General features: G+C 71.0%; 24 protein-coding genes and 1 pseudogene. 5 read left to right on the top strand and 20 right to left on the bottom strand.

The genetic code is table 11. From position 1 onward, the window contains the following. Positions 1 to 99: 99 nt before the first annotated feature. From ACFXPL_RS05015 to ACFXPL_RS05080, 14 genes and pseudogenes are all read right to left on the bottom strand, one after another. Positions 100 to 1,806, bottom strand: a complete 1,707-nt coding sequence (locus ACFXPL_RS05015; protein ID WP_384912611.1) for an NAD(P)/FAD-dependent oxidoreductase — start codon at positions 1,804 to 1,806, stop codon at positions 100 to 102. A 177-nt stretch (positions 1,807 to 1,983) separates the two neighbouring features. Then, positions 1,984 to 2,451: a cupin domain-containing protein gene (locus ACFXPL_RS05020; RefSeq protein ID WP_384912614.1), complete on the bottom strand. Its 468-nt coding sequence runs from the start codon at positions 2,449 to 2,451 to the stop codon at positions 1,984 to 1,986. A 223-nt stretch (positions 2,452 to 2,674) separates the two neighbouring features. Beyond that, complete coding sequence (locus ACFXPL_RS05025) at positions 2,675 to 3,508, bottom strand: SDR family NAD(P)-dependent oxidoreductase (RefSeq protein ID WP_384912617.1); 834 nt, start codon at positions 3,506 to 3,508, stop codon at positions 2,675 to 2,677. Between the two features lie 79 nt (positions 3,509 to 3,587). Beyond that, positions 3,588 to 4,052, bottom strand: coding sequence for an anthrone oxygenase family protein (locus ACFXPL_RS05030; RefSeq protein WP_384912619.1), 465 nt, complete (start codon positions 4,050 to 4,052; stop codon positions 3,588 to 3,590). Between the two features lie 9 nt (positions 4,053 to 4,061). Further along, complete coding sequence (locus ACFXPL_RS05035) at positions 4,062 to 5,297, bottom strand: FAD-dependent monooxygenase (protein WP_384912622.1); 1,236 nt, start codon at positions 5,295 to 5,297, stop codon at positions 4,062 to 4,064. A 15-nt stretch (positions 5,298 to 5,312) separates the two neighbouring features. Next, complete coding sequence (locus ACFXPL_RS05040; protein ID WP_384912625.1) at positions 5,313 to 5,633, bottom strand: antibiotic biosynthesis monooxygenase family protein; 321 nt, start codon at positions 5,631 to 5,633, stop codon at positions 5,313 to 5,315. Beyond that, positions 5,630 to 5,953, bottom strand: a complete 324-nt coding sequence (locus ACFXPL_RS05045; protein WP_384912629.1) for an antibiotic biosynthesis monooxygenase family protein — start codon at positions 5,951 to 5,953, stop codon at positions 5,630 to 5,632. Before ACFXPL_RS05045 ends, ACFXPL_RS05040 begins: the two co-directional genes overlap by 4 nt. A gap of 20 nt (positions 5,954 to 5,973) precedes the next feature. Beyond that, a complete protein-coding gene (locus tag ACFXPL_RS05050; RefSeq protein ID WP_384912632.1) occupies positions 5,974 to 6,720 on the bottom strand; it encodes an SDR family oxidoreductase in 747 nt (248 codons plus the stop codon). Next, complete coding sequence (locus ACFXPL_RS05055; RefSeq protein WP_384912897.1) at positions 6,717 to 7,190, bottom strand: SRPBCC family protein; 474 nt, start codon at positions 7,188 to 7,190, stop codon at positions 6,717 to 6,719. Before ACFXPL_RS05055 ends, ACFXPL_RS05050 begins: the two co-directional genes overlap by 4 nt. Before the next feature lie 9 nt (positions 7,191 to 7,199). Further along, positions 7,200 to 7,412: pseudogene (locus ACFXPL_RS05060) on the bottom strand (acyl carrier protein); the annotation flags it as partial. A 50-nt stretch (positions 7,413 to 7,462) separates the two neighbouring features. Then, a complete protein-coding gene (locus ACFXPL_RS05065; RefSeq protein ID WP_384912635.1) occupies positions 7,463 to 8,713 on the bottom strand; it encodes a ketosynthase chain-length factor in 1,251 nt (416 codons plus the stop codon). Beyond that, positions 8,706 to 9,983 (bottom strand): beta-ketoacyl-[acyl-carrier-protein] synthase family protein, encoded by a 1,278-nt coding sequence (locus ACFXPL_RS05070; RefSeq protein ID WP_384912637.1) that lies wholly within the window; start codon positions 9,981 to 9,983, stop codon positions 8,706 to 8,708. The genes ACFXPL_RS05065 and ACFXPL_RS05070 overlap by 8 nt, the downstream gene beginning before the upstream one ends. Further along, on the bottom strand, positions 9,980 to 10,384 hold the full coding sequence (locus ACFXPL_RS05075) for a cupin domain-containing protein (protein ID WP_384912640.1): 405 nt from the start codon (positions 10,382 to 10,384) through the stop codon (positions 9,980 to 9,982). Before ACFXPL_RS05075 ends, ACFXPL_RS05070 begins: the two co-directional genes overlap by 4 nt. A 90-nt stretch (positions 10,385 to 10,474) precedes the next feature. Continuing rightward, positions 10,475 to 10,816, bottom strand: a complete 342-nt coding sequence (locus ACFXPL_RS05080; RefSeq protein ID WP_384912643.1) for a TcmI family type II polyketide cyclase — start codon at positions 10,814 to 10,816, stop codon at positions 10,475 to 10,477. Positions 10,817 to 11,291: 475 nt separating this feature from the next. On the opposite strand from ACFXPL_RS05080, the gene ACFXPL_RS05085 reads away from it, so the two are divergent. The 3 genes from ACFXPL_RS05085 to ACFXPL_RS05095 are packed head-to-tail and all read left to right on the top strand — an operon-like array spanning position 11,292 to position 12,873. After that, on the top strand, positions 11,292 to 11,774 hold the full coding sequence (locus ACFXPL_RS05085) for a flavin reductase family protein (RefSeq protein ID WP_384912646.1): 483 nt from the start codon (positions 11,292 to 11,294) through the stop codon (positions 11,772 to 11,774). Continuing rightward, complete coding sequence (locus ACFXPL_RS05090) at positions 11,771 to 12,610, top strand: BTAD domain-containing putative transcriptional regulator (RefSeq protein WP_384912649.1); 840 nt, start codon at positions 11,771 to 11,773, stop codon at positions 12,608 to 12,610. The genes ACFXPL_RS05085 and ACFXPL_RS05090 overlap by 4 nt, the downstream gene beginning before the upstream one ends. A 20-nt stretch (positions 12,611 to 12,630) precedes the next feature. Further along, positions 12,631 to 12,873, top strand: a complete 243-nt coding sequence (locus ACFXPL_RS05095) for a DUF6059 family protein (protein ID WP_384912652.1) — start codon at positions 12,631 to 12,633, stop codon at positions 12,871 to 12,873. A 36-nt stretch (positions 12,874 to 12,909) separates the two neighbouring features. Here ACFXPL_RS05095 and ACFXPL_RS05100 read toward each other — a convergent pair whose 3' ends face one another. Then, positions 12,910 to 13,422 carry an anthrone oxygenase family protein gene (locus ACFXPL_RS05100; protein ID WP_384912655.1) on the bottom strand — a complete coding sequence of 171 codons (513 nt, stop codon included), beginning with the start codon at positions 13,420 to 13,422 and terminating at the stop codon, positions 12,910 to 12,912. A gap of 221 nt (positions 13,423 to 13,643) precedes the next feature. Between ACFXPL_RS05100 and ACFXPL_RS05105 the strand changes: the two genes are divergently transcribed. Then, entirely contained in the window at positions 13,644 to 15,152 is a 1,509-nt protein-coding gene (locus ACFXPL_RS05105; protein ID WP_384912658.1) for an MFS transporter, read from the top strand. Positions 15,153 to 15,216: 64 nt separating this feature from the next. Here ACFXPL_RS05105 and ACFXPL_RS05110 read toward each other — a convergent pair whose 3' ends face one another. Beyond that, complete coding sequence (locus tag ACFXPL_RS05110) at positions 15,217 to 16,239, bottom strand: superoxide dismutase (RefSeq protein ID WP_384912661.1); 1,023 nt, start codon at positions 16,237 to 16,239, stop codon at positions 15,217 to 15,219. Between the two features lie 355 nt (positions 16,240 to 16,594). On the opposite strand from ACFXPL_RS05110, the gene ACFXPL_RS05115 reads away from it, so the two are divergent. Beyond that, positions 16,595 to 17,332, top strand: coding sequence for an NPP1 family protein (locus tag ACFXPL_RS05115; RefSeq protein ID WP_384912663.1), 738 nt, complete (start codon positions 16,595 to 16,597; stop codon positions 17,330 to 17,332). Positions 17,333 to 17,405: 73 nt separating this feature from the next. On the opposite strand, the gene ACFXPL_RS05120 is transcribed toward ACFXPL_RS05115, so the two are convergent. The 4 genes from ACFXPL_RS05120 to ACFXPL_RS05135 form a co-directional block, all read right to left on the bottom strand. Next, the gene (locus tag ACFXPL_RS05120; protein ID WP_384912666.1) at positions 17,406 to 18,329 is read right to left on the bottom strand and encodes a helix-turn-helix transcriptional regulator; all 924 of its coding nucleotides are present in this window, start codon (positions 18,327 to 18,329) and stop codon (positions 17,406 to 17,408) included. A 116-nt stretch (positions 18,330 to 18,445) separates the two neighbouring features. Beyond that, positions 18,446 to 18,913: a cupin domain-containing protein gene (locus ACFXPL_RS05125; protein WP_384912669.1), complete on the bottom strand. Its 468-nt coding sequence runs from the start codon at positions 18,911 to 18,913 to the stop codon at positions 18,446 to 18,448. Beyond that, complete coding sequence (locus tag ACFXPL_RS05130; RefSeq protein ID WP_384912672.1) at positions 18,910 to 19,371, bottom strand: nitroreductase family deazaflavin-dependent oxidoreductase; 462 nt, start codon at positions 19,369 to 19,371, stop codon at positions 18,910 to 18,912. The genes ACFXPL_RS05125 and ACFXPL_RS05130 overlap by 4 nt, the downstream gene beginning before the upstream one ends. 240 nt (positions 19,372 to 19,611) lie before the next feature. Next, a complete protein-coding gene (locus tag ACFXPL_RS05135) occupies positions 19,612 to 21,336 on the bottom strand; it encodes a bifunctional 3'-5' exonuclease/DNA polymerase (protein ID WP_384912674.1) in 1,725 nt (574 codons plus the stop codon). Positions 21,337 to 21,450 lie beyond the last annotated feature (114 nt).

Here is a 21,450-nt window from a genome sequence, read left to right on the forward strand (position 1 = left end):
GGGTCCGGGGGCGCGATCGGCGGTCGCACGCCGCCACGCGAGCGGGCGGCTCCCACCCCGGGGTGGGAGCCGCCCGCTCAGCCGTTCCTTACGCCTTCGTCAGTGCGGCAGCCCCATCTCGTCGTCGAGTTCCGCCCGCAACGGCACGCCGCGCACGTCGACGCCGGTGGTGAGGTAACGCAGCTCGGCCGGGCCGTCGTGGCGCAGCCAGTTCGCCATCCGCCGCAGGTCGTCCGGCATGGGGTAGACGAACCGGCACGAGGGGTCGCGCAATCCGAGGTGGTCCAGCACCACGGGGGAGTTCACCACCGTCTTCAGCAGCTCCGTGCCCGCGTCGGCGGCGGTCCGTTCGCCACGGTCGACGGCCTCGCAGACCCGCACCATCTCGTCGAACAACGCCTTGTAGCCCTCCGATCCTGGTACGGGAAGACCGGGGTGGGCCGCTTCCTCCCACGCGCGGAGCACTCCGTCGTCGCCGGAGTCCGTGAAGCGCTCGGTGAACCGGTCGAAGCGCAGGTTGATCGGCACCTCGGCCGCGCACCAGACGCGGTAGACGGCGTTCCACAGGGAGTGGTCCTGGAAGGAGATGAACGAGCAGTTGACGAGCTCGTCGTTGTAGCGGATCAACCCCTGCTGGAGGTCGTCGACGTACCGGAAGCGTTCCTCGTCGAAGTCGTCCTCGGCGAGCGCCTCGAAGAGCCGCCACGCGAGCGAGTTGACCACTTCGCCGGTGTTGGTGAGGCCGCGCGAGTACAGCGGGTCGATGAAGCCGGCCGCGTGCGACATCAGGCACCAGCGGTGGCCCACGGTCTTGGTGGAGGTGTACTGGATCCGGTCCGCCGACACCCACGGCCGTACGGTCCGGGCGTCCGCGAACAGCCGCTCCACCGCCGGGAACCGTGCCGCGAAACTCCGGAACTCCTCCTCCGGGGTCAGGTCGGGGTTCCTGGGGTACCGGCGCTCGTCGCATGTGAGCCCGACACTGACCAGGGGGTTCTTCGATCCCGGTGTGTTGTTGAACGGGATCGACCAGAACCACCCGCGGTCGAAGAGGTGGTGCATGGTCCCCTCCACCCAGGGGATCGGCGGCGCGTCCTCGGGCCCCACCCGCAGGCACTCGTCGGTCGGCCGCACCCCCAGCATGTGGGTGAACATGGAACGGGAGTGGTGCTTGAGCGACTCCGGCGGCTCGCGCAGCGCGAGCCGCTCGGCGAGCGGGGACCGGAAGCCGCTGGCGTCCACGAGGTACCGCCCCTCGTACCGTTCGCCGTTCTCGCCGATCACGGCGACGTGGTCCTCGGCCAGCTCCAGGTCCTCGACGCGGAATGCCTGCCGTACGTCGCAGCCGTAGCCGATCGCCGTGTGGAAGAGGTACGCGTCGGTGTCCTGGCGGAACAGGTGGCCGGTCTGCAGCGCCTTGGAGGGCGGGCTGAACTGGAGGAACTCGGCCGGGTCGGGCTCCTTGCCCTCCTCGTGCCGGATGAACCCGAAGTGCCGCTTGGTGCCGGACGTCGGAGCGATGTCCTCACGGATGCCGTCGTAGGAGGTGAGCGATTCGAGCTCGGGGACGCCGTAGCGCCGGGCGAGCAGCCGGAACACCTTCAGGGTGTACAGCGTCGTCGACTCGCCGACGGCGAAGCGGGGGTGCGTCCCGCCGTCGAGGAGCAGCACCGAGACGCCCTGTTTGGCGAGGATGGCGCCCAGAGTCGACCCGGCGATGCCGGAACCCAGAATGATCACATCGTGGCGGCCGGGCGGCGTGGCGGCCCGCGGGCCTGCGCGGTTGCCGGAGAGGTGTCCGGGCATGGTGTCCTCCTGGTCGGACGGGAGCGGGTGGGGTGGCGCTTGAGTACGCCGGAGCGCAACGGGACGGCCGGGGCACCGCGGAGTACCGCGCCGGCCCGGCCGGGGCCCTGCGAGCCACGCGGCGCGAGAAGGAGCCGGCGGCGTAGGGCGAACGGGCCGCCGGCCCCGGACGGGGTGTCAGCCCCGGACTCGGTGCGCGCCGGCCGGACCACCGGCGCCGCCGTGGACTCCGGCCGGCGGACCGCCCACGTCACCGCGAGCGCCCGGCGGCGGCTGGAAGCCGCGCATCTGGTTCTCGTTGGCGAGCTGCTGCATCTTGCTCCAGTCCGGGGCCCCGCTTCCGGAGACGAGCTTCGACAGTCCGATGAAGAAGTTCTCGACGCCACCGGGGGTCGCGATCACCAGCAACTGACCGGGCTCGTCGCCCACGTTGAGAAAGCGGTGCGGCACTCCGCGCGGCCCGTAGATCACGGTGCCGGCGGTGAGGGTCTCGGTGACCCCGCCGACCTCGAACTCGTAGACGCCCTTGCTGACGAAGAACGCCTCGTCGGCGGCCTCGTGGACGTGCAGCGGCGGCCCACTGCCCGGCTGGGTGGTGATCTGGTAGAAGCTGTACAGGCCGCCGGTGTCCTCCTTGCGCAGCAAGAACCGGCCTTCCTCACCAAACCAGCAGACGGGCTCGACATCGTCCCGGCTGACCACTTTTCGTTCGGGATTCGACAAGGTCTGTTTCCTTTCGCTCGGGTCGTCCGGTGCCGGACGGCAGCCGTTGAACAGGCAATCAGCGGCTGCAAAAGTGCTGATAAAGAAGGGGAAAAGGACTCGGTGGCGGGTCGGCCGAGCGCCCGGCCGGGAGGCGGCCGGGCGGTCAGGCGAGCGCCGTGCCGCCGTCCGCGACCAGACAGCTGCCCGTGAGGTACGAGGCACGCTGTGAGGCGAGGAACGCGATGACCTCCGCGACATCCTCCGGGGTTCCGTTGCGCCGTAACGCGGCACGTTCGGCGGCGGCCCGGCGCTGCTCCTCCGGGATGAAGCGGGCGAGTTCGGTGAGGATGAGATTCGGCTCCACCGCGTTGATCCGCACCCCGTGCGGGCCCACCTCCAGGGCCAGGGTGCGTACGGCCGCCGCCACGCCCGCCTTGGCGACGGCCAGCGGCAGGAAACGCGGTGCCGGACGGCGGGCGAGCGCCGCCCCGACCGCCACCACCGAGCCGCCGCCCCGGTCCACCATGTCGGGCAGCACGGCGTGCGTGGTCAGGAACAGGGCCTTGAGCTGCTGGGTGACCACATGCTCCAGGTCCTCCCAGGCCAGGTTCGTCGCGGGGGCGATGCGCGCCTCATGGGCGCCCAGACCGGCGGCGTTGAGCACCAGGACGTCGATCGGGCCCAGCGCGGCCCTGGCGGCGGTGACCAGAGCGGTCACCTGGTCGGGGTCGGTGACGTCGCCCTGGACCGCCACCGCCTCGCCACCGCGCTGCCTGATCGAGTCCACGAGCTCCCGGGCCCGGTCCTCGCTCCTGTGGTAGTTGACCGCCACCCGGGCACCCCGGGCCGCCAGGATCCGGGCGGTGGCCGCGCCGATGCCACGACCTGCACCGGTGACCAGGGCCACCCGGTCCGCGAACTCCGGTGGCTCGGGCGGCTGCCCGGCGGTCTCGGGTGCGGACGTGCGCGAGGCGCGCTCCTCATGTACCGGATTCACCGGATCAGCTCCTCAACTCGGGCACGACGGACGTGTGTGGGTTCGGATACGGAAGTGGTCGCGGCGGCGGGAGCGGCGCTCAGGCCCACAGCCGCCAGCAGCCGCCGAGCGCGGCACAGAACGCGAGGCCGGCGAAGGCCGTACGCAGCAGGTTGGCGCGGGCCCACCGGGTGCGCAGGGCGTCCCAGCCGTTCGGGATCTCCCCGGCTTCGGCCCACGTGTCGATACGCCGGTTCATCCGCACGTTGCGCAGCTCCGACACCAGGGCGACGCCCACGACCCCGGCCAGCGCGGTCGCGAAGGCGGCCTTCGTACCGGCCCCCGGAGCCAGGATCGCCAGCCCCAGACCGGCGGCCAGAGCCACCTTGTTGACGGTCGGCATCAGCGGGTCGAAGCCGGGGTCCAGCAGCCGGTGCACCTCCGACCACGTCCGGCGCGGCAGCCGCATCAGCATGGGGACGACGGCTCGTTCCACCGCGAGCAGGGCACCCGCGAGGATCCCGGTGCACAGGACGAGCACCACGGCCAGAACGGTGACCAGCATCGGGCGGGCTCACCCCGCTCCGTGGTCGAGCGCCCCGCCCGTCCGCAGCGGAGCCCGCTCCAGCCGGTCGTCCAGCATCAGCGAGTAACTCTGGGTCCGGGCCACCGAGTCGAAGAACGCGTACATCACGAGGTCCCGCAGCCGGCACAGCGGACCGCTGTGTGCCAGGCCCAGTGTTCCGATCCGCCACGACGTCGTCACCATGTCGGCGGTCCGCGCCCGGCGGGCGTCCTCGAACGCACGCAGGGTCTCGGGCACGGCGTCCGGTTCCGAACGCCCCAGCATGTCGGCGAGCACCACACCGCTCTCGATGGCCTGCCCGGCGCCCTGGCTGAGGTTGAGCGTCATCGGATGGGCGGCGTCGCCGACGAGCACGACCCGGCCCTGGCTCCACCCCCCGCCCGGCGGCCGGTCGTGGATGCTCACCGGGAGGATCGCCTCCTCGTCGGTCGAGGAGATGATCGTGCCGATGGGGTCCGGCCAGTCGCGGTACGCGTCCGCCAGCGCCGCGCCCCGGCTGAGGCGCGGGGTGTCGATCCCGGCCGCCGCGCGATCACTGGTGATGGCGTCCCAGTAGACCTCCTTGTCGTTCAGCCGGCAGTACAGGAAGCGCAGTCCGCCCTTGCCCCACAGGTTGAAGAACGTGCCGGTGGGCACCAGGGACTCGCCGGGCAGCCGGGTGATGGCCTGCCAGGCCGTGTAGCCGGCGTACCTCGGCGGCGGTTCGAACCCGCCGCGCATCGCGGCGCGCACGGTGGAGCGCAGTCCGTCCGCGCCGATCAGCACATCCCCGCGGGCCGTGGACCCGTCGTCGAACCGCGCGGTGACGCCGTCGGCGTCCTGGGTGTAGCCGGTGAGCCGGCTGGACAGCCGGATCCGCCGCTCGCCCACCGCCTCGGTGAGCACCGTGTGCAGAGTGGAGCGTCGCAGTGCGCAGGCCGGCGCGCCGGCCCGCTCCGTGGGACCGTCCAGGTGCCAACGGGCCAGGCGTCGCCCGGAGTCGGAGCGGAACTCGTGGAAACGCATGCGTACGGAGCCGGCGGCGACGGCCTCGTCGAGCCCCAGCCTGCGCAGCGACAGGAAGGAGTTGTGCCAGAGCATGAACCCGCCGCCCGTCAGCAGCCGCCCCGGAGTGGGGCGGGCCTCGAAGACCTGCGTGTCGATGCCCTGCCGCAACAGGCCCGCCGCCGTGGTGAGCCCGCCGATGCCGGCCCCGATCACCAGGGCCTTGCGGATGTTCGCCATGGTGGGGTAACCCGCTCAGACTTCGGACGGCACGCTGTCGAGCCGCGCCCGCAGATCGAAGATCCGCCGCTCTATCTCGCCGCCGCTCCAGTAGGGGAACATGGGCGCCGCCATCTCGCGGTGGGACGGGGCGTCCTCCCAGGCGCGGAACGCCTCCTCGCTCTCCCACTCGGCGAGCAGGATGTAGCGGCCGGGCTGCTCCGCGTCGTGCAGCAGCTCGTCGCGCAGATGCCCGGGTGTTCCCCTGACAACGGCGGCGACCTGGCGGTAGGCCTCCTCGAAGGCCTTCTGGTCCTTCTCCTCGACACGGGCGGAAACCATGATGCGTACGGTCACGACGGACCACCTTTCAGCGTTGGGGTGCACGGCAGGTGTGACACGACTTCGAACACGCGTTTCTGGGCGGATTCACGGAACGGCTCCAGCCGGGCGCTGAGCCGCTCCCTCTCGGGGCTGCTCTGGAAGGCCTCCAGAGCGGCCCGGTCGGCCCAGTCGGCCATGATCAGATGCGTACGGGGGTGGCGCGGATCCCGCAGCAGCGACTGGGCGACGGAGCCCGGAAGCCGTGCGGCGGCCTGTGCGGTCTGGAGCCAGGCCGCGCGGAACTCGTCCTCGCAGCCCTCCAGGACCGTCATTTCCAACACGGTGCGCAGCACGGCGCGCGGCCTCCTTCGGGTCAGATGCCGCCGTCGACGTCGAGCGTGGCGCCGGTGACGTAGCGGGCGGCGTGCGAGGCGAGGAAGAGCACCACGTCGGCGATCTCCTCCGGCCGGCCGAGCCTGCTCAGCGAGATCATCTGCTCGTAACGGGCCCGTCCCTCGGCGGTGACGGCCTTCATCTGGTCCGTCTCGACCAGTCCTGAGGCGATGCAGTTGACACGGATTCCCAGCGGGCCCAGCTCCTTGGCCAGAGCCCGGGTCAGACCCATCACACCGGCCTTGGACGCCACGTAGTGGGCAGCGCCCGGCATACCGTGGTGGGCCACCGCGGAGCTGATGTTGACGATCGAAGCGGACTTGGCGACGTACGGCAGCGCCCCGCGGATCACGTGGTACATGCCGGACAGGTTGGTGTCGAGGATGCGGTGCCATTCGTCGGGAGCCAGGTCCTTCAGCGGGAGATGGCTGATGACACCGGCGTTGTTCACGATGGTGTCGATGGCCCCGTACCGCTCGTACGCGTCGGCGGACAGGCGGGCGGCCTGGTCGTGGTCGGTGATGTCGCAGCGTCCGAGGAAGCCCTGGGCGCCTTGCTCTTCCAGCTCCCGGCGCAGCGACTCGACCTGCTCGCCCTCGTTGATGTAGCAGGCCGTCACGGACGCGCCCTGCGCGGCCAGCGCGAGCACCGTGGACCGGCCGATACCCCGGGTGCCCCCGGTGACCAGGACGTGCTTGCCCTTGAGTCCGAAGTCGATGCCGGTCATCGGGCCGCCGCCTCCACCCGCTCCTTGATGAGCGCCATCTGGACCCGGGTGTTCCTGTTGATGCGCTCGGCCATGGCCTGGTCGTCCACCGGCGCGCCCGGCTTCATGCGGAACTCCTGCACCCAGCGCATCTCCACACCGGCGTCGGTCCGCGTGTAGGACCAGTGGATGTTCATGTGGGCGAAGGGGCCGGTTTCGACGCGGCGTGCCGTGACGGTCCCGTTCTCGCGGTCCATGACGCGTTCGGAGACCCAGCTCCAGACCTTTCCGTCGGCTTCCGGGTGGAGAGTGAGACGGAAGCGCACGGTGTCGCCCCGCTGCTCCAGGATCTCGGCGGAGGCGTACTCGCTGAACAGATCCGGCCAGTCGGAGACGTCGTTGGTCATGTCCCACAGCAGATCGAACGGCGCGTCGACCACGATGTGGTTCTCGGTGCGAGCGCCGGCCGGCTTCGACTGCTGCTCGTTGATCAGCGCGTGGATCTCCGGAAGACGGGTGAGGCCCTCGGCGTCCAGACGGAGGTCGTAGAGGTTCTCCACCTCGGTGAGGACGTTGATCAGACCCAGTGAGTCCACGCCCAGGTCGTCGATGGTCGAGGTCGGGCCGTCCGTCCGCAGCGTTTCCACCGGAACTCCGGTGCACCGCTGGACGATGGTCAGGAATTCGTCGTACGCGAGGGGCGCTGTGGTCATGGGGAGTGGTCCTTTCGATGTCGTAGGGGCAGGTCCGGGCAGGTGCGCCGTCACGGTGCGACCGCCCGGACGACGACGGCGGAGTTGAATCCGCCGTGGCCGCGGGCGAGCACCAGGGCGGTGCGCAGCCGGGCCTGCCGCGGCTGGGTCACGAGGTCGATCCGGTACGCGGGGTCCGCGACGGCGGCCGGTCCGGTGGGTGGGATCACCTGCTCACGCAGGCTCAGCAGCGCGGTGACGACGTCGAGCGGCGCGCCGCCCGCGTACAGCCGGCCGTAGCGCGCCTTGGGCGCCGTCACCGGCACCCCGCGCGCCCCGAACACCTCGGCGAGGCACCGTGCCTCGGCACGGTCCAGCTCGGGTGTCGCGGCCGCGTCGGCGAAGACGACGTCGACCTCCTCCGGCGCGACGCGCGCGTCGGCGAGGGCGAGCAGGACGGCCCGCCGGAGCGCCGTGGGGGACCCGGTTTCCGGGATCCCGGGAGCCGGGTCGAAGGTCGCCGCGTAACCGGCGATCTCACCGTACGGAGCCTCGACGCCGCGCTCACGCGCGCTGTCCTCGCTCTCCAGCACGAGGATCGCTCCTCCCTCACCGGGGACGTGGCCGCACGCGGCCTCGTCGAACGGCAGGTAGGCGCGCTCCGGGTCCGCACTGGTGCTCAGCCGCCCGGAGGTGGTCTGGCAGGTCAGCGCGTACGGGCTCAGCGGCGCTTCCGTGCCGCCGGTGAGAACGATCTTGGCGTCGCCGTGCAGCAGTGCGCGGCGGGCCTGCCCGATGGCGTCGAGGCCGCCGGCCTGCTCGGCCACGACGACACCGCAAGGTCCCTTCATGCCGTGCCGGATGGAGAGCTGGCCGGTCGTGGCGGCGTAGAACCAGGCGATCGACTGGTACGGACCGACATGCCGGGGCCCCTTCGACCACAGGGCCGCGATCTCGCGCTGGCCGAAGGCGTTGCCGCCGGAGGACGACGCGGTGATGACTCCGAGGTCGTACGGCGAGAAGTCCTCCGGCCGCACGCGGGCGTCGGCCAGCGCCTCGTCGGCGGCCAGCAGCGCGAACTGGCTCCAGCGGTCGGTCTGCACCGCCAGCCGGGGGGCGACACCGGGCAGCGTGCCGTCGTCGAAGACCTCGCCGACCGTCCGTACCGGGAAACCGCCGGCTTCGAAATGCGTCACGGGTCCGAGCCCGCCCCGCCCTTCCAGCACACCGTCCCAGAACGCCTTCCGCCCCAGGCCGCCCGGCGCCACCGCCGAGATCCCGGTGACCACCGCACGGGGCGTGGTCGTCGCCGCGTCAGACATGGGCCGCCGCCTTGCCGGGCGCGGTCAGCACCATCGCCGTCTGGAAGCCGCCGAAGCCGCTCCCCACACTCAGTACGGTGTCGGTGCGTTGCTCGCGGGCCGTCAACGGTACGTAGTCCAGACCCAGTTCGGGGTCCGGGTTCCTGAGATTGGCGGTCGGCGGGATCGTGTTCATCTCGATGGCGAGGGCGCAGGCGGCGACCTCCAGCGCGCCGATCGCACCCAGGGAATGACCCACCATCGACTTGATCGAGCTCACCGGTACGCGGTGGGCGTGCTCGCCGAGCGACACCTTCAACGCCGAGGTCTCGTGCCGGTCGTTCTGCCGGGTACCGGATCCATGGGCGTTGACGTAGTCCACGGCGTCGGCCGGCAACCGGGCGCGGTCCAGGGCCACCCGCACCGCCTCGGCCAACTCCACGCCGTCCGGGCGCAGTCCGGTCATGTGGAACGCGTTGCCGCGCTGCCCGTAACCCGCGACCTCGCAGTAGACGTGGGCCCCGCGACGACGCGCGGACTCCTCGTCCTCCAGAACCAGCACGGCCGCGCCCTCGCCGAGCACGAAACCGTCCCGGTCCCGGTCGAAGGGACGGGAGGCGTGCGCGGCGTCGTCGTTGTTGGGCGAGGTTGCCCTGATCGCGTCGAAACAGGCGACGGTGATCGGCGAGATCGGCGCATCGGTGGCACCGGCCAGGACGATGTCGGCCGCCCCGTCCTCGATGAACTGGGCCCCCTGCGCCACGGAGTCGAGGCCCGAGGTGCAGCCCGTCGACACGACCCGGACCGGACCCTGAGCCCCGGCCGTCCACGCCACCTCGGCGGCGAGCGTGCCGGGGACCAGCGCCCCGTACAGGTGCGGATACGGGTCCGAGGCGTCCACCACCCACCGGCTGCCGGCGCCGCTGACCTGGACGTACTGCTGCTCCAGCGTGATGGTGCAGCCCACCGCGCTGCCGATCGAGACGCCGATGCGGTGGGGCGGCGCCGCGCCGGTCCCGACACCGCTGTCCGCGAGGGCCTCCCGTGCGGCGACCACGGCGAACTGCGCCGAGCGGTCCATGCGCAGGACCTCTTCGGGCGTCAGCCCGTTCGCGGCCGGGTCGAAGTCGCACTCCGCCGCGATCCTGGAGCGGTAGGCCGACGCGTCGAAGTGCGAGATGGCACGCGTGGCCGTACGGCCGTCGGTCAGCAGCTTCCAGAACGCCTTGGCCCCGATGCCACCGGGCGCCACTACTCCGACCCCCGTGACGACGGCCGTGCGGCGACTCACGCCTGCTCCTGGCCCGGAAGGGGCTCGGTGTCGACATGCCCGAGCTCGGGGCGGGGTGCGAGTGGACCCAGCTGGAAGACCATGAAAGCCGGCTCCGTACCGTGGTTCTCCAGGCGGTGGCGGGCATTGATCTGCAGATGCAGCGCCTCACCCGCGGCGAGCGGGACCGGCTCCCCGTCGATCCGCGCCAGGATCTCCCCGCTGACGAGGTACAGGAACTCCTCGGAGTACGGGTGGTAGTGCTCGGTGACGACCTCACCGGGCTCAAGGGTGAGTACCCCCATGAAGCCGGCGGTGGCCTTCGCGGTGACGGGGCTGAGCAGTGTGCGCAGATCACCGCCCCGGCGCCGGTTGGACGCGACGTCCTTCGCCGCGATCCTGGTCATTCGTTCGCTGGCCACGCCAGCCTCCTCTCGTTGTCCCGCACCGGCGGTGCGGTCCGCCCGGCCGGCGACGTTCTCGTCGCCTGAGTGCGCGAGCGTGGAACTGCCTCAGCCATCCGCGTGCCAGGTGTAGAACTCGTGGGCCATGGCGTCCTGTGGCCCGCGCCAGGTATCGGGGTCGTAAGCCGCGATATGAGGGCTCAGCCTCTCGCTGACATCGACGAAGAGGTCGTGGCCCTTCATGTCGGAGATCGGGCCGCGCACGTCCTCGTCGGACGCCATGTAATGCAGATAAAGATCGTGGAAGCGGAAAAGCCTGCGTTCCTTCACGCCGATCAGATGAGGGAGGTCGCCGGCGTCGGATTCGGCGAAGATGCGCTTCACGTCAACTGCGGCGGTCGGTTTCATGCGAGCCACGATAAGAGTGCTGCGCATTCGCTTTCCTTTCATTCCTGATTCGGTCGCTCGGTGAGCGGCAAAAACAGCATCACCCGGTGCGATAAAGCGTCAATGAGGGCGGGGAAAAGTCGGCCGGAGAAAGGTGGCCGACCGGTGCGCTGCCGTATCGTGACCGGGCCGCCGCAGAGGCCTCGGCCCAGCTGCCGCATGCTCCCCGCTCTCCTGGATTGCCCAGTCCAGGCTGCCGGACCAGCCTGGCCACCTGACCTCCGAAAGCCCTTGACCAGGGCTTGGGCGGCGCGGCGCCGTGCTTTGGTACCGGTGCTTCGGATGAAAGTACGTCCCCGCCTCATCCTTTGGGCCGAAGGTGGTCGCAACGTCACCTTGTTAGGGTCGGGCATCTGCACTGCCCCGTTCCCGGCGCCTGTTCATTCGCTGGTGAGGGGTGAGTGCGGTCTTTCCTGAGGGGGGATGATGTGTGGAAAAACTAACTGATTCCGATACCGTCGGACAGGGGAATCTCGCTGTGGAGGCGCGAGCGCTCCGTGAGGTTTGCGGTCGTTATCCGACGGGCGTCGCGGTGATCACATGTCTGGGCAGTGAGGACGAGGAGCCGGTGGGCGTCACGGTGAATTCATTCACCTCGGTCTCGCTCGACCCCGCCCTGGTGCTCTTCTGCGTCCACAGGGAATCGAGGGCACTCGCGGCCGTTCGCGCCAGTGGTGCCTTCGCCGTCAACATCCTGGCTTCGGACCAGGCCGGCCTGTGCCGCGCCTTCGCCCGCCGGGACACCGCCGGCTTCAGCGGCCTGCCCCACGAGCCCGCCAGGACCGGTTCCCCGGTCTTCGGCGACGCGCTGGCCTTCCTCGACTGTGAGCTGCACAGCATGTTCCCGGGAGGGGACCACGTCATCATCATCGGCGAGGTCGTCGACCTCGGGCTGCTGCGCGAGGGGCAACCGCTGACGTTCTTCCGCAGCGCCCACCCTCGGCTGGAGGTCCTGGCATGACCGTCACCGAGACGCAGCCGGCCTACGGTGTGCAGGACATCACCCCGCGCAGGGTCGCTCTGAGGCTGCTCGGCCCGCTGGAGATTGTGGCGGGCTCCGTCGAAATCCCGCTGCCGCAGCGTAAGTTGCGCCAGCTCCTGGCCACTCTCCTGATCCGGCCCAACGCGACCGTGTCCAACGAGGCCCTCATCCGCGAACTCTGGGGCGACCGGCCGCCGGCCACCGCGCTCGCCGCTCTGCGGGTGTACGTCTCGCAGCTGCGCAAGTTCCTGATCCGGTACGACCTCGACGGCCGCTGGTGCACGCTGCGCACCCGCCCGCCGGGCTATCAACTCCAGGTCAACGACGGCATCCTCGACACCGTGTGCTTCGACCGGCTGTCCGCGCTGGCCGCGGAGTCGGCGCACGCGGGCCACCACGAACTGGCGTCGAAGCAGTACCGCGAGGCGCTGGCACTCCGCCGCGGTCCGACCCTGGAGGGACTGCGGGAGAGTCTGGCGCTTTCCGGTACCGCCCTGCAGTACGACGAAGCGTGGATGACCGTGCTCAAGCGGCGTATCGATCTGGACCTGCTGCTCGGCCGCCATCTCGAACTGGTCGGCGAACTCAGCCGGCTGGTGGCGGAGAACCCGCTCAGCGAAGGGTTCTGCGCCCGGCTCATGGTGGTGCTCCACCGCGGCGGTCGCAGCGGCGACGCGCTCGCCACCTACCGCCGTACCCGCGGGCTGCTCATCGAGGAGCTCGGCATCGAGCCCGGGCTGGAGCTGCGCATGGCCCACCAGACCGTTCTCGCCGATGACACGGTGTTCCACATTCCGACGAGGGTCTCGGCCTGAGTGCCGGACGGGGGCCGGTCATGACGAAACTCCTGCTTTATCCGGGCTTTTGCGGGATCGGCCACGATGGTCCCATGCGATCTTCGTTGAGCCGTCTGCTGCGAATGTGCGCGAACGCGCTGATTGCCTACGGCCAGGTGTACGTGGTCATCCCCTCGCCGGACGTTGCGGAGCCCGTACAGGGGGACCCTGAACGCAAGTCCTGCGAGCGGCCGTTGACGGATACGGAAAGAGCTCTCGCCCGTCAGTTGGAAGGCATGTAGGGCCGTGCCGGCCGTGGCCGGGAACCGCCGTGACGCTCATGCCTCGACCTCGTCGCGCCGCGCGTCGTCCGGCTCGGAAGGTGCCGGGACGGGCCGCTGCCGGCTGTCGAGCTGTGCGACCGCGGTGATGACGAGCAGGACGAAGGCGGCCAGAGCGGTGCCGGTGCGCATCCGGTTGAACAGGTCCCAGCGGTGCAGGATCTCGATGGCGTCCGCCGGGGCCGAGGTGGTGGCCCACACCTTGATCCGTGCGTTGATCGGCACGTTGCCGAAGCGGGTGATCAGAAAGGACGCCCCCGTCAGCAGGGTCGCGCCGGTCGCGAGCAACCGCTCGCGGTCGCGGGTCTGCAGGGTCAGCGCCAGCGAACTCGCCACAGCCGCGCCCATCGCGGTGAGCATCACCGGAGAGTTCATCTTCATCAGTTCGGCGTGGAAGGACAGCCGCGTCTCCATCGGTACCTCCCAGAAGGTCGGCGCGAGGTTGACCGCTCCATAGGCGAACGCACCGGTGAGCAGACCGGTGGCGGTGACGGCAATGCCCTTGGTCACGCGAACAAGCATGATTTGCCCTCTCGTTGGGGAGTTGTCATCCTCGCCGCGCGGTCCTCGCGGGGGCAACGACATTCACGGTAGTGGAGCGGCACCCGCGGCGGGCACCGGGCGCGAGCGGACCGCGACAGAGGCAATCAGAAACCGCTGCGGACAGCCGTACGCGACGTTGCGCCGGGGCCGCCCGGACGGTGCGTCCGCGTCTCTCCTCTGGAGTCCCCATGTCATCAGGAGCACAGGCCGAATCGGGCGCAGGGACGGCCGACCCGGTGGGAATCAGCCGCCGTCCGGTGATCGCTCTGCTGGTCATCGCCGCGGCGGAGCTGATGGTGGTGCTCGACGCCACCATCGTGAACATCGCCCTGCCGAGCATCCAGAGCGGGCTAATGATGTCCGCCGGCGACCTGGCCTGGGTGGTCAACGCCTACGCGGTCACCTTCGGTGGGCTGATGCTTCTCGGCGGCAGGGCGGGGGACCTCTTCGGCCGCCGCCGCGTGTTCAGGTACGGCATCGTGGTCTTCGTCCTGGCCTCGGTGCTCGGTGGGCTGGCGCCCAACTCCGGACTGCTCGTCTGCGCACGGGTGCTCCAGGGCGTCGGCGCGGCCGTCGCGGCGCCCACCGCGCTCGCGCTGATCGCCACGAACTTCACCGAGGGCAAGGAGCGCAACCGGGCCATGGGCACTTATGCCGCCATGGCCGGCGTCGGGTCGACCGTCGGCCTGATCCTCGGCGGAGTCCTCACCGAATACCTCGACTGGCGCTGGGTGTTGCTGGTGAACATCCCCATCGGTATCACTGTGCTGGCCGGGACCACCGTGCTCGACGAGGCCGACCGCTCCCACGGGAAGCTCGACGTCTCGGGTGCGGCGGCCGGTACGGCCGGTCTGCTCTGCCTGATCTACGCGGTGACCCGAGGCGGCCAGCAGGGCTGGGCCGACTGGTTGACGCTCACCTGCTTCGCCGTGGCCGCCGTACTGCTCACCCTGTTCCTGGTGCGGCAGTCGCGCATCGACCACCCGATGCTGCCCCTGCGCATCTTCAAGGACCGTAACCGCGCGGGTACGTACGTCACCCTGTTCCTCGTGGGTCTGGGCATGTTCGCGACCTTCTACTTCCTCACCCTCTACATGCAGCATGTGCTCGGATACGGCGCGGTCAGGACAGGGCTGGCCTACCTGCCGTTCAGCGTCGGCATAGGCATGATGGCCGCGATCGGCTCACGGCTCGTGGTCAGACTGCCGCCGCGACTGGTGGCCGCACCCGGACTGGTCGTCGCCGCGACGGGAATGTTCTGGCTGAGCCGGCTGACGCCGCACTCCTCCTACCCGGGCGCACTGATGCCCGCCATGTTCGTCACCGCCGCGGGGCTCGGCTGTTCCTTCGTGCCGCTGACACTCGGCGCGGTGCGTGGCGTCGAGGAGGAGGACTCGGGCAGCGCGTCGGGAATGCTCAACACCGCTCAGCAGATCGGCGGAGCGCTGGGCCTCGCCACCCTCGCCACGTTGTCGGCGTCGTTCGCCGGCAGCCGCCTGCCGCACGCGGACGAGGCCTACTTCTCGGGTCTGCGCACACACGACGGCGCGCTCGTGATCCGGGCGCAGGAGGCCATGACGTACGGCTACACCAGGGCGTTCATCGTGGGGGCGCTGGTCTTCGCGGCCGCGGCGCTCATCATGGCCGTGGTCGTCGACGCGGGCAAGCAGGAGGCCGCCGCGAGCCCGGGAAACTGAGCGGCGGCACGCCGTGGCGCCGGTCCCGTACATCCGGGCCTCCGGTGCCACGGGCGGGACGGCGTCAGAGGGGAACGGCGACCCCGTTGAAGGTCGTCTCGGGGGTCTGCGGTGTGGTGAAGCGGGCGTTGACCAGGTAGAGGCGGTCGTCCCAGCGGGCGACGGTGGTGGGGACGTCGAAGCGGGGGTCCGTGATCGTGCGGTGCAGGGTGGCGGAGCGGAGCCGGGCGTCGAGTGAGAACACGCCGATGAGGTTCTGCCGGTTCTGTACGACGTACAGCGTGCGGCCGAGGCGTAGGAGTCCGTCACCGTTGGAGACGTCGGTCGTGCCCTTCAGCGCCAGCTCGGTCGCGTGACCGGAGGTCAGGTCCACGTGGTAGAGCCTGCCGGGCAGGCTGCTGACGACGATCAGTCCGTGGCCGCCGGGGGCGGTGACGATGCCGTTGGCGTTGTTCACGTCGGGTGTCTGCACCCAGTCGCCGCCGAGGGGGAGGCCGCGGATCTCGCCCCGGCCCCCGGTGGCTCGCGCCCGGCCGCGCGGGATGCCGTACAGCACGCTGTCGCGTGAGTCGGTGAACCAGGCGCGGTCGCCGAGCAGGATCACGTCGTTGATGAAGTGGCCGCTGGTGGCGGTCAGTTGGTACGTGGTGACGAGGTGGCCGGTGCGGGTGTCGACGATCCGGGCCGATCCTCCGCCGCCCCCGGCGACGTAGAGCAGCCCGTCGTCGTCCAGCTCGACGCCGACGGCCGCCGTGCCCGCCTCGCCGGGGTAGAGGACCGCGCCCGCGCCGGTGCGCAGATCGGTGCGGTGGACGGCGCCGTTGGCGCGCGAGCCCATGTACGCGTACGGGCGGCTGCCGATGCTGATCCCCTCGGGGAGGAAGCCGTCGGGCAGCGGGAACTCGGTCGGCCACGCGCCGGCCGGGGGCGCGCCGGCCGGGGCGCCGGTGGCGGCGCTCGCCGGGCCGGTGCCGGCCGCGAGGGCGAGGGCCGCGAGGGCGGTGCCGCCGAGCACGGCGCGCCGGGACGGTGAGGGCGTGGCTCCGGGGTGGGAGTGGTGGTGGGGGTGGGGATGGTTCCGGGTCATGGTTCGGGGCCTCCGTGAGAAATGGGGGGCGGGAAGCGGGGAACTCTGTGGACTCGGTGGTGCCATGGGCGCGGGGGTTCCACGGATGCGGTGGTTCTGCGGAGACGCTGGTTCCACGGACGTGGCGGAACGTGGCGCCTCCGGGAACAACGCGTGGCGGGCGGGGCTTCGAACCAGCTTCAGCTTGACGTCAACTCGGCTTCTCCTCCTGTTAGTTGCTCTGCCCAAGGCTCCGTTTCGTTCGTAACGAGCTGTCATGTGCCGGAGTTCCCCACGTATGAAGTGGGCATGTCAGTAGCGCCGTCGGCCCCACGTCGCGGTCCATCAGGAGGACGCAGTGAAGAGAAGCTCGCGCATGCGCAAGGCCGCACTCACCCTCGGCAGCGCCGTCGCGCTGGTCGTCGCCCTGCCGGGCACCGCTCTCGCCGCCCCTCCGGCGGCCCTGCCCGCCGTCGCGGACGAGCTGGAGCGCGCCTACCAGCCGGCGTACGACTACGACACCGACGGCTGCTACCCCACCCCGGCCATCGGGCCCGACGGCATCCTCAACGGCGGCCTCAACCCGTCCGGGGCGCCCCAGGGCGAATGCCGCGACCAGTCGGACCTCGACAACACCAACGGGTACGCGCGGTCCAAGTGCAACAACGGCTGGTGCGCGGTCATGTACGGCCTCTACTTCGAGAAGGACCAGGCCACCATCGGCGGGCACCGGCACGACTGGGAGCACGTGGTGGTGTGGGTGCAGAACAACCAGGCCCAGTACGTCTCCACCTCCGCCCACGGCGGATTCACCGTCCACAACCGCGACCAGATCCGCTGGGACGGGGCGCACCCCAAGATCGTTTACCACAAGGACGGGCTGAGCACGCACGCCTTCCGCGCCGCCGGCGCCAACGACGAGCCGCCGGAGAACCACTACCGTGCCTGGCAGTACCCCGGCCTGGTCGGCTGGAACGGCTACCCCGCGGGCCTCCGCGACAAGCTCAGCCAGGCCAACTTCGGCAGCGCCAACTTCGGCCTCAAGGACGGCAGTTTTAACAGCCATCTGGAGAAGGCCAAGCCGGCGTCCATTCCGTTCGACCCGAACGCCTGATCAGCCCCTCATCCGTGACGAGAGCCCTCGCGCCCGCCCGGTGCGAGGGCTCCCGCGCGCCGGCGGTCCGCGCCTACCGGCCGGTCACCACGGGGTGGGCCGGAGCAACGGAACGGTCCTGGAGCCCGCGCCGTGGAGGGCATGTGGCACGGAGCGCGTCCAGCTTCTCCGTGTCGGCGCTCCCCGCCGCCGCGTACGTGACGATCCTGAGGTCGGCGCCCGGCACGGTCAGCACATCGAGGTCGAGGACGAGATCGCCCACCAGGGGATGCTCGACGGTCTTGCGGTCGCCGACGAGGGCGCGGGCGGTGCCCGTGAACCAGAGGTCGGCGAAGCGCGGGCTCGTCCGCAGCATGCGTGCGGTGAGCGCGGCGAGCCGGGCGTCGGAGGGGTACGCCGCCGCCGTCACCCGCAGGTCGGCCACCAGAGCCTCCTCCTCGGCCGCGTCGCCCTCCCAGGACCGTACGGGCCAGGCAGCCAGCGGGTCGGGCCGGTGCACGCCGGCCGGGCTCTGCCGGAACATGCCGGTGACGAGGCTGCGCGCGTCCCAGCCGTACGCCCCGGGGTCCCCGAGGGCGGCGGTCCACATTCCGTTCCACCCGATGAGCGTCCAGTCGGCGGCGAAGACCGCGACCGGCGCCCGGCCCAGCCGGTCGACGAGCCGGTGGACCCGCAGGGGTACGCGCAGCGGTACGTCGCCGCGCGGGGGCGGCGCGAGGCCGGCGCAGCGGAAGAGATGGTCGCGCTCGGACGGGTCCAGCCGGAGTGCTCTGGCCAGCGCGGTGACCACCTGGGCGGAGGGGTTCCGGGCGCGGCCCTGCTCCAGCCGGACCACGTAGTCCACCGACAGGCCGGCCAGTCGGGCCAGCTCTTCACGGCGCAGGCCGCGGCCACGCCGTTCCGTGGCCTGCGGACCGGGCGCCACCCCGGTCCGCGACGGTGACAGCCGTTCGCGCCAGCCCCGCAGAGCGATGCCGAAGTGGTTCGCCATGGCCATACGGATCATCATCGTCCACCAGGCGCGGAGGAAACAGTGATCCTCTGGCCATCGACGGTGTTGTTTGCGTAAAGCCGCAGCCGCAGCCGCAGCCGCAGCCGCAGCCGCAGTTGACGTCAGCGCGGCGGGCCGACGACGACCTGTCCGTACAGGTCCGCGGCCTCGGCCATGAGGTCCTTCGAGATCTCGTACCCTTCGGGCCGCGGCGTCGCCATGTCGCGGCCCGCGTGCCGGAACATGTTCTCGATGCCCGCGGGGGTGGCCATCATCAGCAGGTCGGCGGTGTCGGACGTGATCCGGTAGCCGTGCGGGACGTTCCGGGGCAGGTAGACGATGCCGCCCTCCGTCAGCTCCATCTCCTGGTCGTCGCACCAGAGCAGCGCGCTGCCCTTGATCAGCATGAAGACCTCGTCCTCACGGGTGTGCATGTGGTACGGCGGCGCCTCACCCTTGCTGACGGTGAACCGCCCGACGGTGAGCTGTCCGTCGGTGGCCGCGCTGTCCAGGAGGACGGCGAACTGCCCGCCGTCCAGCCATTCGAGCTTCTGCTGCTGATCGGGTTGTGCGAGGTAGGCCATGGTCATGAGGGGGTCCGTTCTGGGCGGTCGGCGGGCGGGGCGGCGCCGTCGCCGGAGGGGACGAGCGCGATGACCGGGATGATCCGCTCGGTCTTGCGCTGGTAGCCGGCGAAGCCGGGGTAGCGGCGGGCCTGTTCGGCGAAGCGGGTGTCGCGCTCCGTGCCGTGCAGTTCGACGGCGTGAACGTCGAGGGTGTCGTCGCCCACCTCGACCCGGACGTCGGGATGGGCGAGCAGGTTGTAGTACCAGTCCGGGTTGCGGTCGGAGCCCGCCTTGGAGGCGAAGACGAGATAGCGGCCCTCATCGGGCAGGTACATCATCGGATTGACGCGGGGTGCGCCGGAACGGGCGCCGACGGTGTGCAGCAGGAGCAGGGGCGCTCCCGCGAAGTTGCCGCCGACCTGGCCGTGGTGGGCGCGGAACTCGGCGATGGTGCGTGCGTTGAAGTCGACGTTTTCGGTCATGGCTGTCTCCGGTTCGGGGAGTGTCGCGTCGGCGATGATCCTCGTCGGTGCGTGGCGACCGCCAGGGGTGGAGGTGGGAACAGCAGTACCACCTTGTCCACCACCGTTTTCTCGCATGTCCGGGCTGCTCCTGCTTCCGGTCCTGTCTCCTGCTGACGCGTCCGGTCGCCTCCCTCTTTTTCCCCGCTCGCTGAAACATGTCCGCCGGGCCACCGCGTCGGGGAGACGGAGCGGGGCCGGTCACTTCGCGTCGGAGTACCGCTCCACCGTCGCCGTCGTGAACGTGAACCGCACCGGCGTCTCGCCGAAGGCGATCCTCCCGGCCAGCGCCCCGGCCGCGTCGATCGCCTCCGCCACCGCCTCGGCCTCCTCCTGCGGGCAGTGCACGATCACCTCGTCGTGCTGGAAGAAGACCAGCTCGGCGCGCATCCCCGCGATCGCCCGGCGCAGCGCCGCCAGCATCAGCAGCGCCCAGTCGGCCGCGCTGCCCTGCACGACGAAGTTACGGGTGAAGCGGCCACGGGCCCGTCCGTTCGACGACGCGTACCCGGGAGTGAACTCACCATTCGAGGAGCCTGAGGAGCCGGGGGAGCCTGAGGGCGCCGGTCCGTCCGGCTCCGGTATCTCCTGCGGAATCCCGGCCTCGTCGTCCTCCGCGCCGGCCGCGCGCGGACTCGTCCGCCCGAGCCAGGTCCGTACGATCCTGCCCTCCTCGCCCGCCCTGGCCGCGTCGTCCACATACGCCACGGCGAGCGGGAACCTCCGGCGCAGCGCCGCCAGATTCTTCAGCCCGTCGCCGGACGTCTGGCCGTAGACCGCCCCCAGCAGGGCGAGCTTCGCGTGCTCCCGGTCGCCCGAGAACGCCCGGTCGGACAGCGCCGTGTACAGATCGCCGGGGTGCCCGGCCACCTCCATCAGCCCCGGGTCGCGGGAGATCGCGGCCAGGACGCGCGGCTCCATCTGATCGGCGTCCGCCACCACCAGCCGCCACCCCTCGTCGGCGACGACCGCCCGGCGGATCACCCGGGGGATCTGCAGCGCCCCGCCGCCGTTGGTGGTCCAGCGGCCCGAGACCGTACCGCCCGGCAGGTACTCAGGGCGGAACCGGCCGTCCCGCACCCAGTCCTGGAGCCAGCTCCAGCCGTGCGCCGTCCAGATCCGGTACAGCTTCTTGTACGCGATCAGCGGCTCCACCGCCGGATGGTCGATCTCCGCCAGCTCCCAGCGCCGGGTCGACTTCACCCGGATGCCCGCCTGCGCGAACGCCTTCACCACATCCGCCGGCAGGTCCGGCCGCACCCGCCGGCCGAACGCCTCCGACACCGCGTCCGCCAGCTCCGCCAGCCGCCGTGGCTCGCCCCCGCCCGCGTACCGCTCGCCGAGCAGCTCGCGCAGCACCTCGCGGTGCACGTCCGCCCGCCAGGGCAGCCCCGCCCGGTGCATCTCGGCGGCCACCAGCATCCCCGCCGACTCGGAGGCGGTGAGCAGCCGCATCCGCCCGGGGTGCTCGGCCGCCGAGTGCCGCCGCTGCTGCTCCGCGTACACCTCCACCAGGGCTTCGAACGGAATCTCCGCCCCCGCCCGGGGCTCGAAGAGCGAGGACTGCGAGCCCGGCTGCGCCGAGCGGGGCGGTGGATCGGGCGGCACCGGCCCGTTCCGCAACCGCGCCCATGCGGCCGCCGCGGACCGGGGCTCCCCGAGCCGCCCCTCGTGGGCCAGCAGCAGCGACTCGCTCGCCTCGATGTCGTAACACCGCTCGATCCGCACCCCCGCCGCCAGCAGGCGCGGATACACCAGGGGCGTGGCCCGCCACACCCAGCGCTCCACCTCGGGCAGGCGCGCCCCGACCGCCGCGACGAGATCCGGCTCCCGGAGCACGGGTCCGCCCGCCCGGCCGTCCTCACCCAGCGGGACGAGCAGCGCGCCGCCGCCGTCCGTCGGAGCCACCGCCCATCGTCCGCTCATGGAACCGAGTCTCGCAGGAGGGTCTGACAACGGCCTTCGGCAACGGCTCGTCACCGCGCGCCGCCCGCCCGGGAGGCGAGTGCGTCCGGTCGCCGGGAAGATCGGTCCTGAAGC

This window comes from Streptomyces sp. NPDC059092 (genome assembly GCF_042756365.1).
Lineage (GTDB): Bacteria > Actinomycetota > Actinomycetes > Streptomycetales > Streptomycetaceae > Streptomyces.

Bases quoted from the DNA above. Each gene is read 5' to 3' on its own strand.
- ACFXPL_RS05130 (WP_384912672.1), bottom strand. From the start codon at position 19,371: ATGACCGAAAACGTCGACTTCAACGCACGCACCATCGCCGAGTTCCGC.
- ACFXPL_RS05030 (WP_384912619.1), bottom strand. From the start codon at position 4,052: ATGCTGGTCACCGTTCTGGCCGTGGTGCTCGTCCTGTGCACCGGGATC.
- ACFXPL_RS05105 (WP_384912658.1), top strand. From the start codon at position 13,644: ATGTCATCAGGAGCACAGGCCGAATCGGGCGCAGGGACGGCCGACCCG.
- ACFXPL_RS05080 (WP_384912643.1), bottom strand. From the start codon at position 10,816: ATGAAAGGAAAGCGAATGCGCAGCACTCTTATCGTGGCTCGCATGAAA.
- ACFXPL_RS05110 (WP_384912661.1), bottom strand. From the start codon at position 16,239: ATGACCCGGAACCATCCCCACCCCCACCACCACTCCCACCCCGGAGCC.
- ACFXPL_RS05035 (WP_384912622.1), bottom strand. From the start codon at position 5,297: ATGGCGAACATCCGCAAGGCCCTGGTGATCGGGGCCGGCATCGGCGGG.
- ACFXPL_RS05115 (WP_384912663.1), top strand. From the start codon at position 16,595: ATGCGCAAGGCCGCACTCACCCTCGGCAGCGCCGTCGCGCTGGTCGTC.
- ACFXPL_RS05015 (WP_384912611.1), bottom strand. From the start codon at position 1,806: ATGCCCGGACACCTCTCCGGCAACCGCGCAGGCCCGCGGGCCGCCACG.
- ACFXPL_RS05050 (WP_384912632.1), bottom strand. From the start codon at position 6,720: ATGACCGGCATCGACTTCGGACTCAAGGGCAAGCACGTCCTGGTCACC.
- ACFXPL_RS05135 (WP_384912674.1), bottom strand. From the start codon at position 21,336: ATGAGCGGACGATGGGCGGTGGCTCCGACGGACGGCGGCGGCGCGCTG.
- ACFXPL_RS05095 (WP_384912652.1), top strand. From the start codon at position 12,631: ATGACGAAACTCCTGCTTTATCCGGGCTTTTGCGGGATCGGCCACGAT.
- ACFXPL_RS05065 (WP_384912635.1), bottom strand. From the start codon at position 8,713: ATGTCTGACGCGGCGACGACCACGCCCCGTGCGGTGGTCACCGGGATC.
- ACFXPL_RS05120 (WP_384912666.1), bottom strand. From the start codon at position 18,329: ATGGCCATGGCGAACCACTTCGGCATCGCTCTGCGGGGCTGGCGCGAA.
- ACFXPL_RS05090 (WP_384912649.1), top strand. From the start codon at position 11,771: ATGACCGTCACCGAGACGCAGCCGGCCTACGGTGTGCAGGACATCACC.
- ACFXPL_RS05125 (WP_384912669.1), bottom strand. From the start codon at position 18,913: ATGACCATGGCCTACCTCGCACAACCCGATCAGCAGCAGAAGCTCGAA.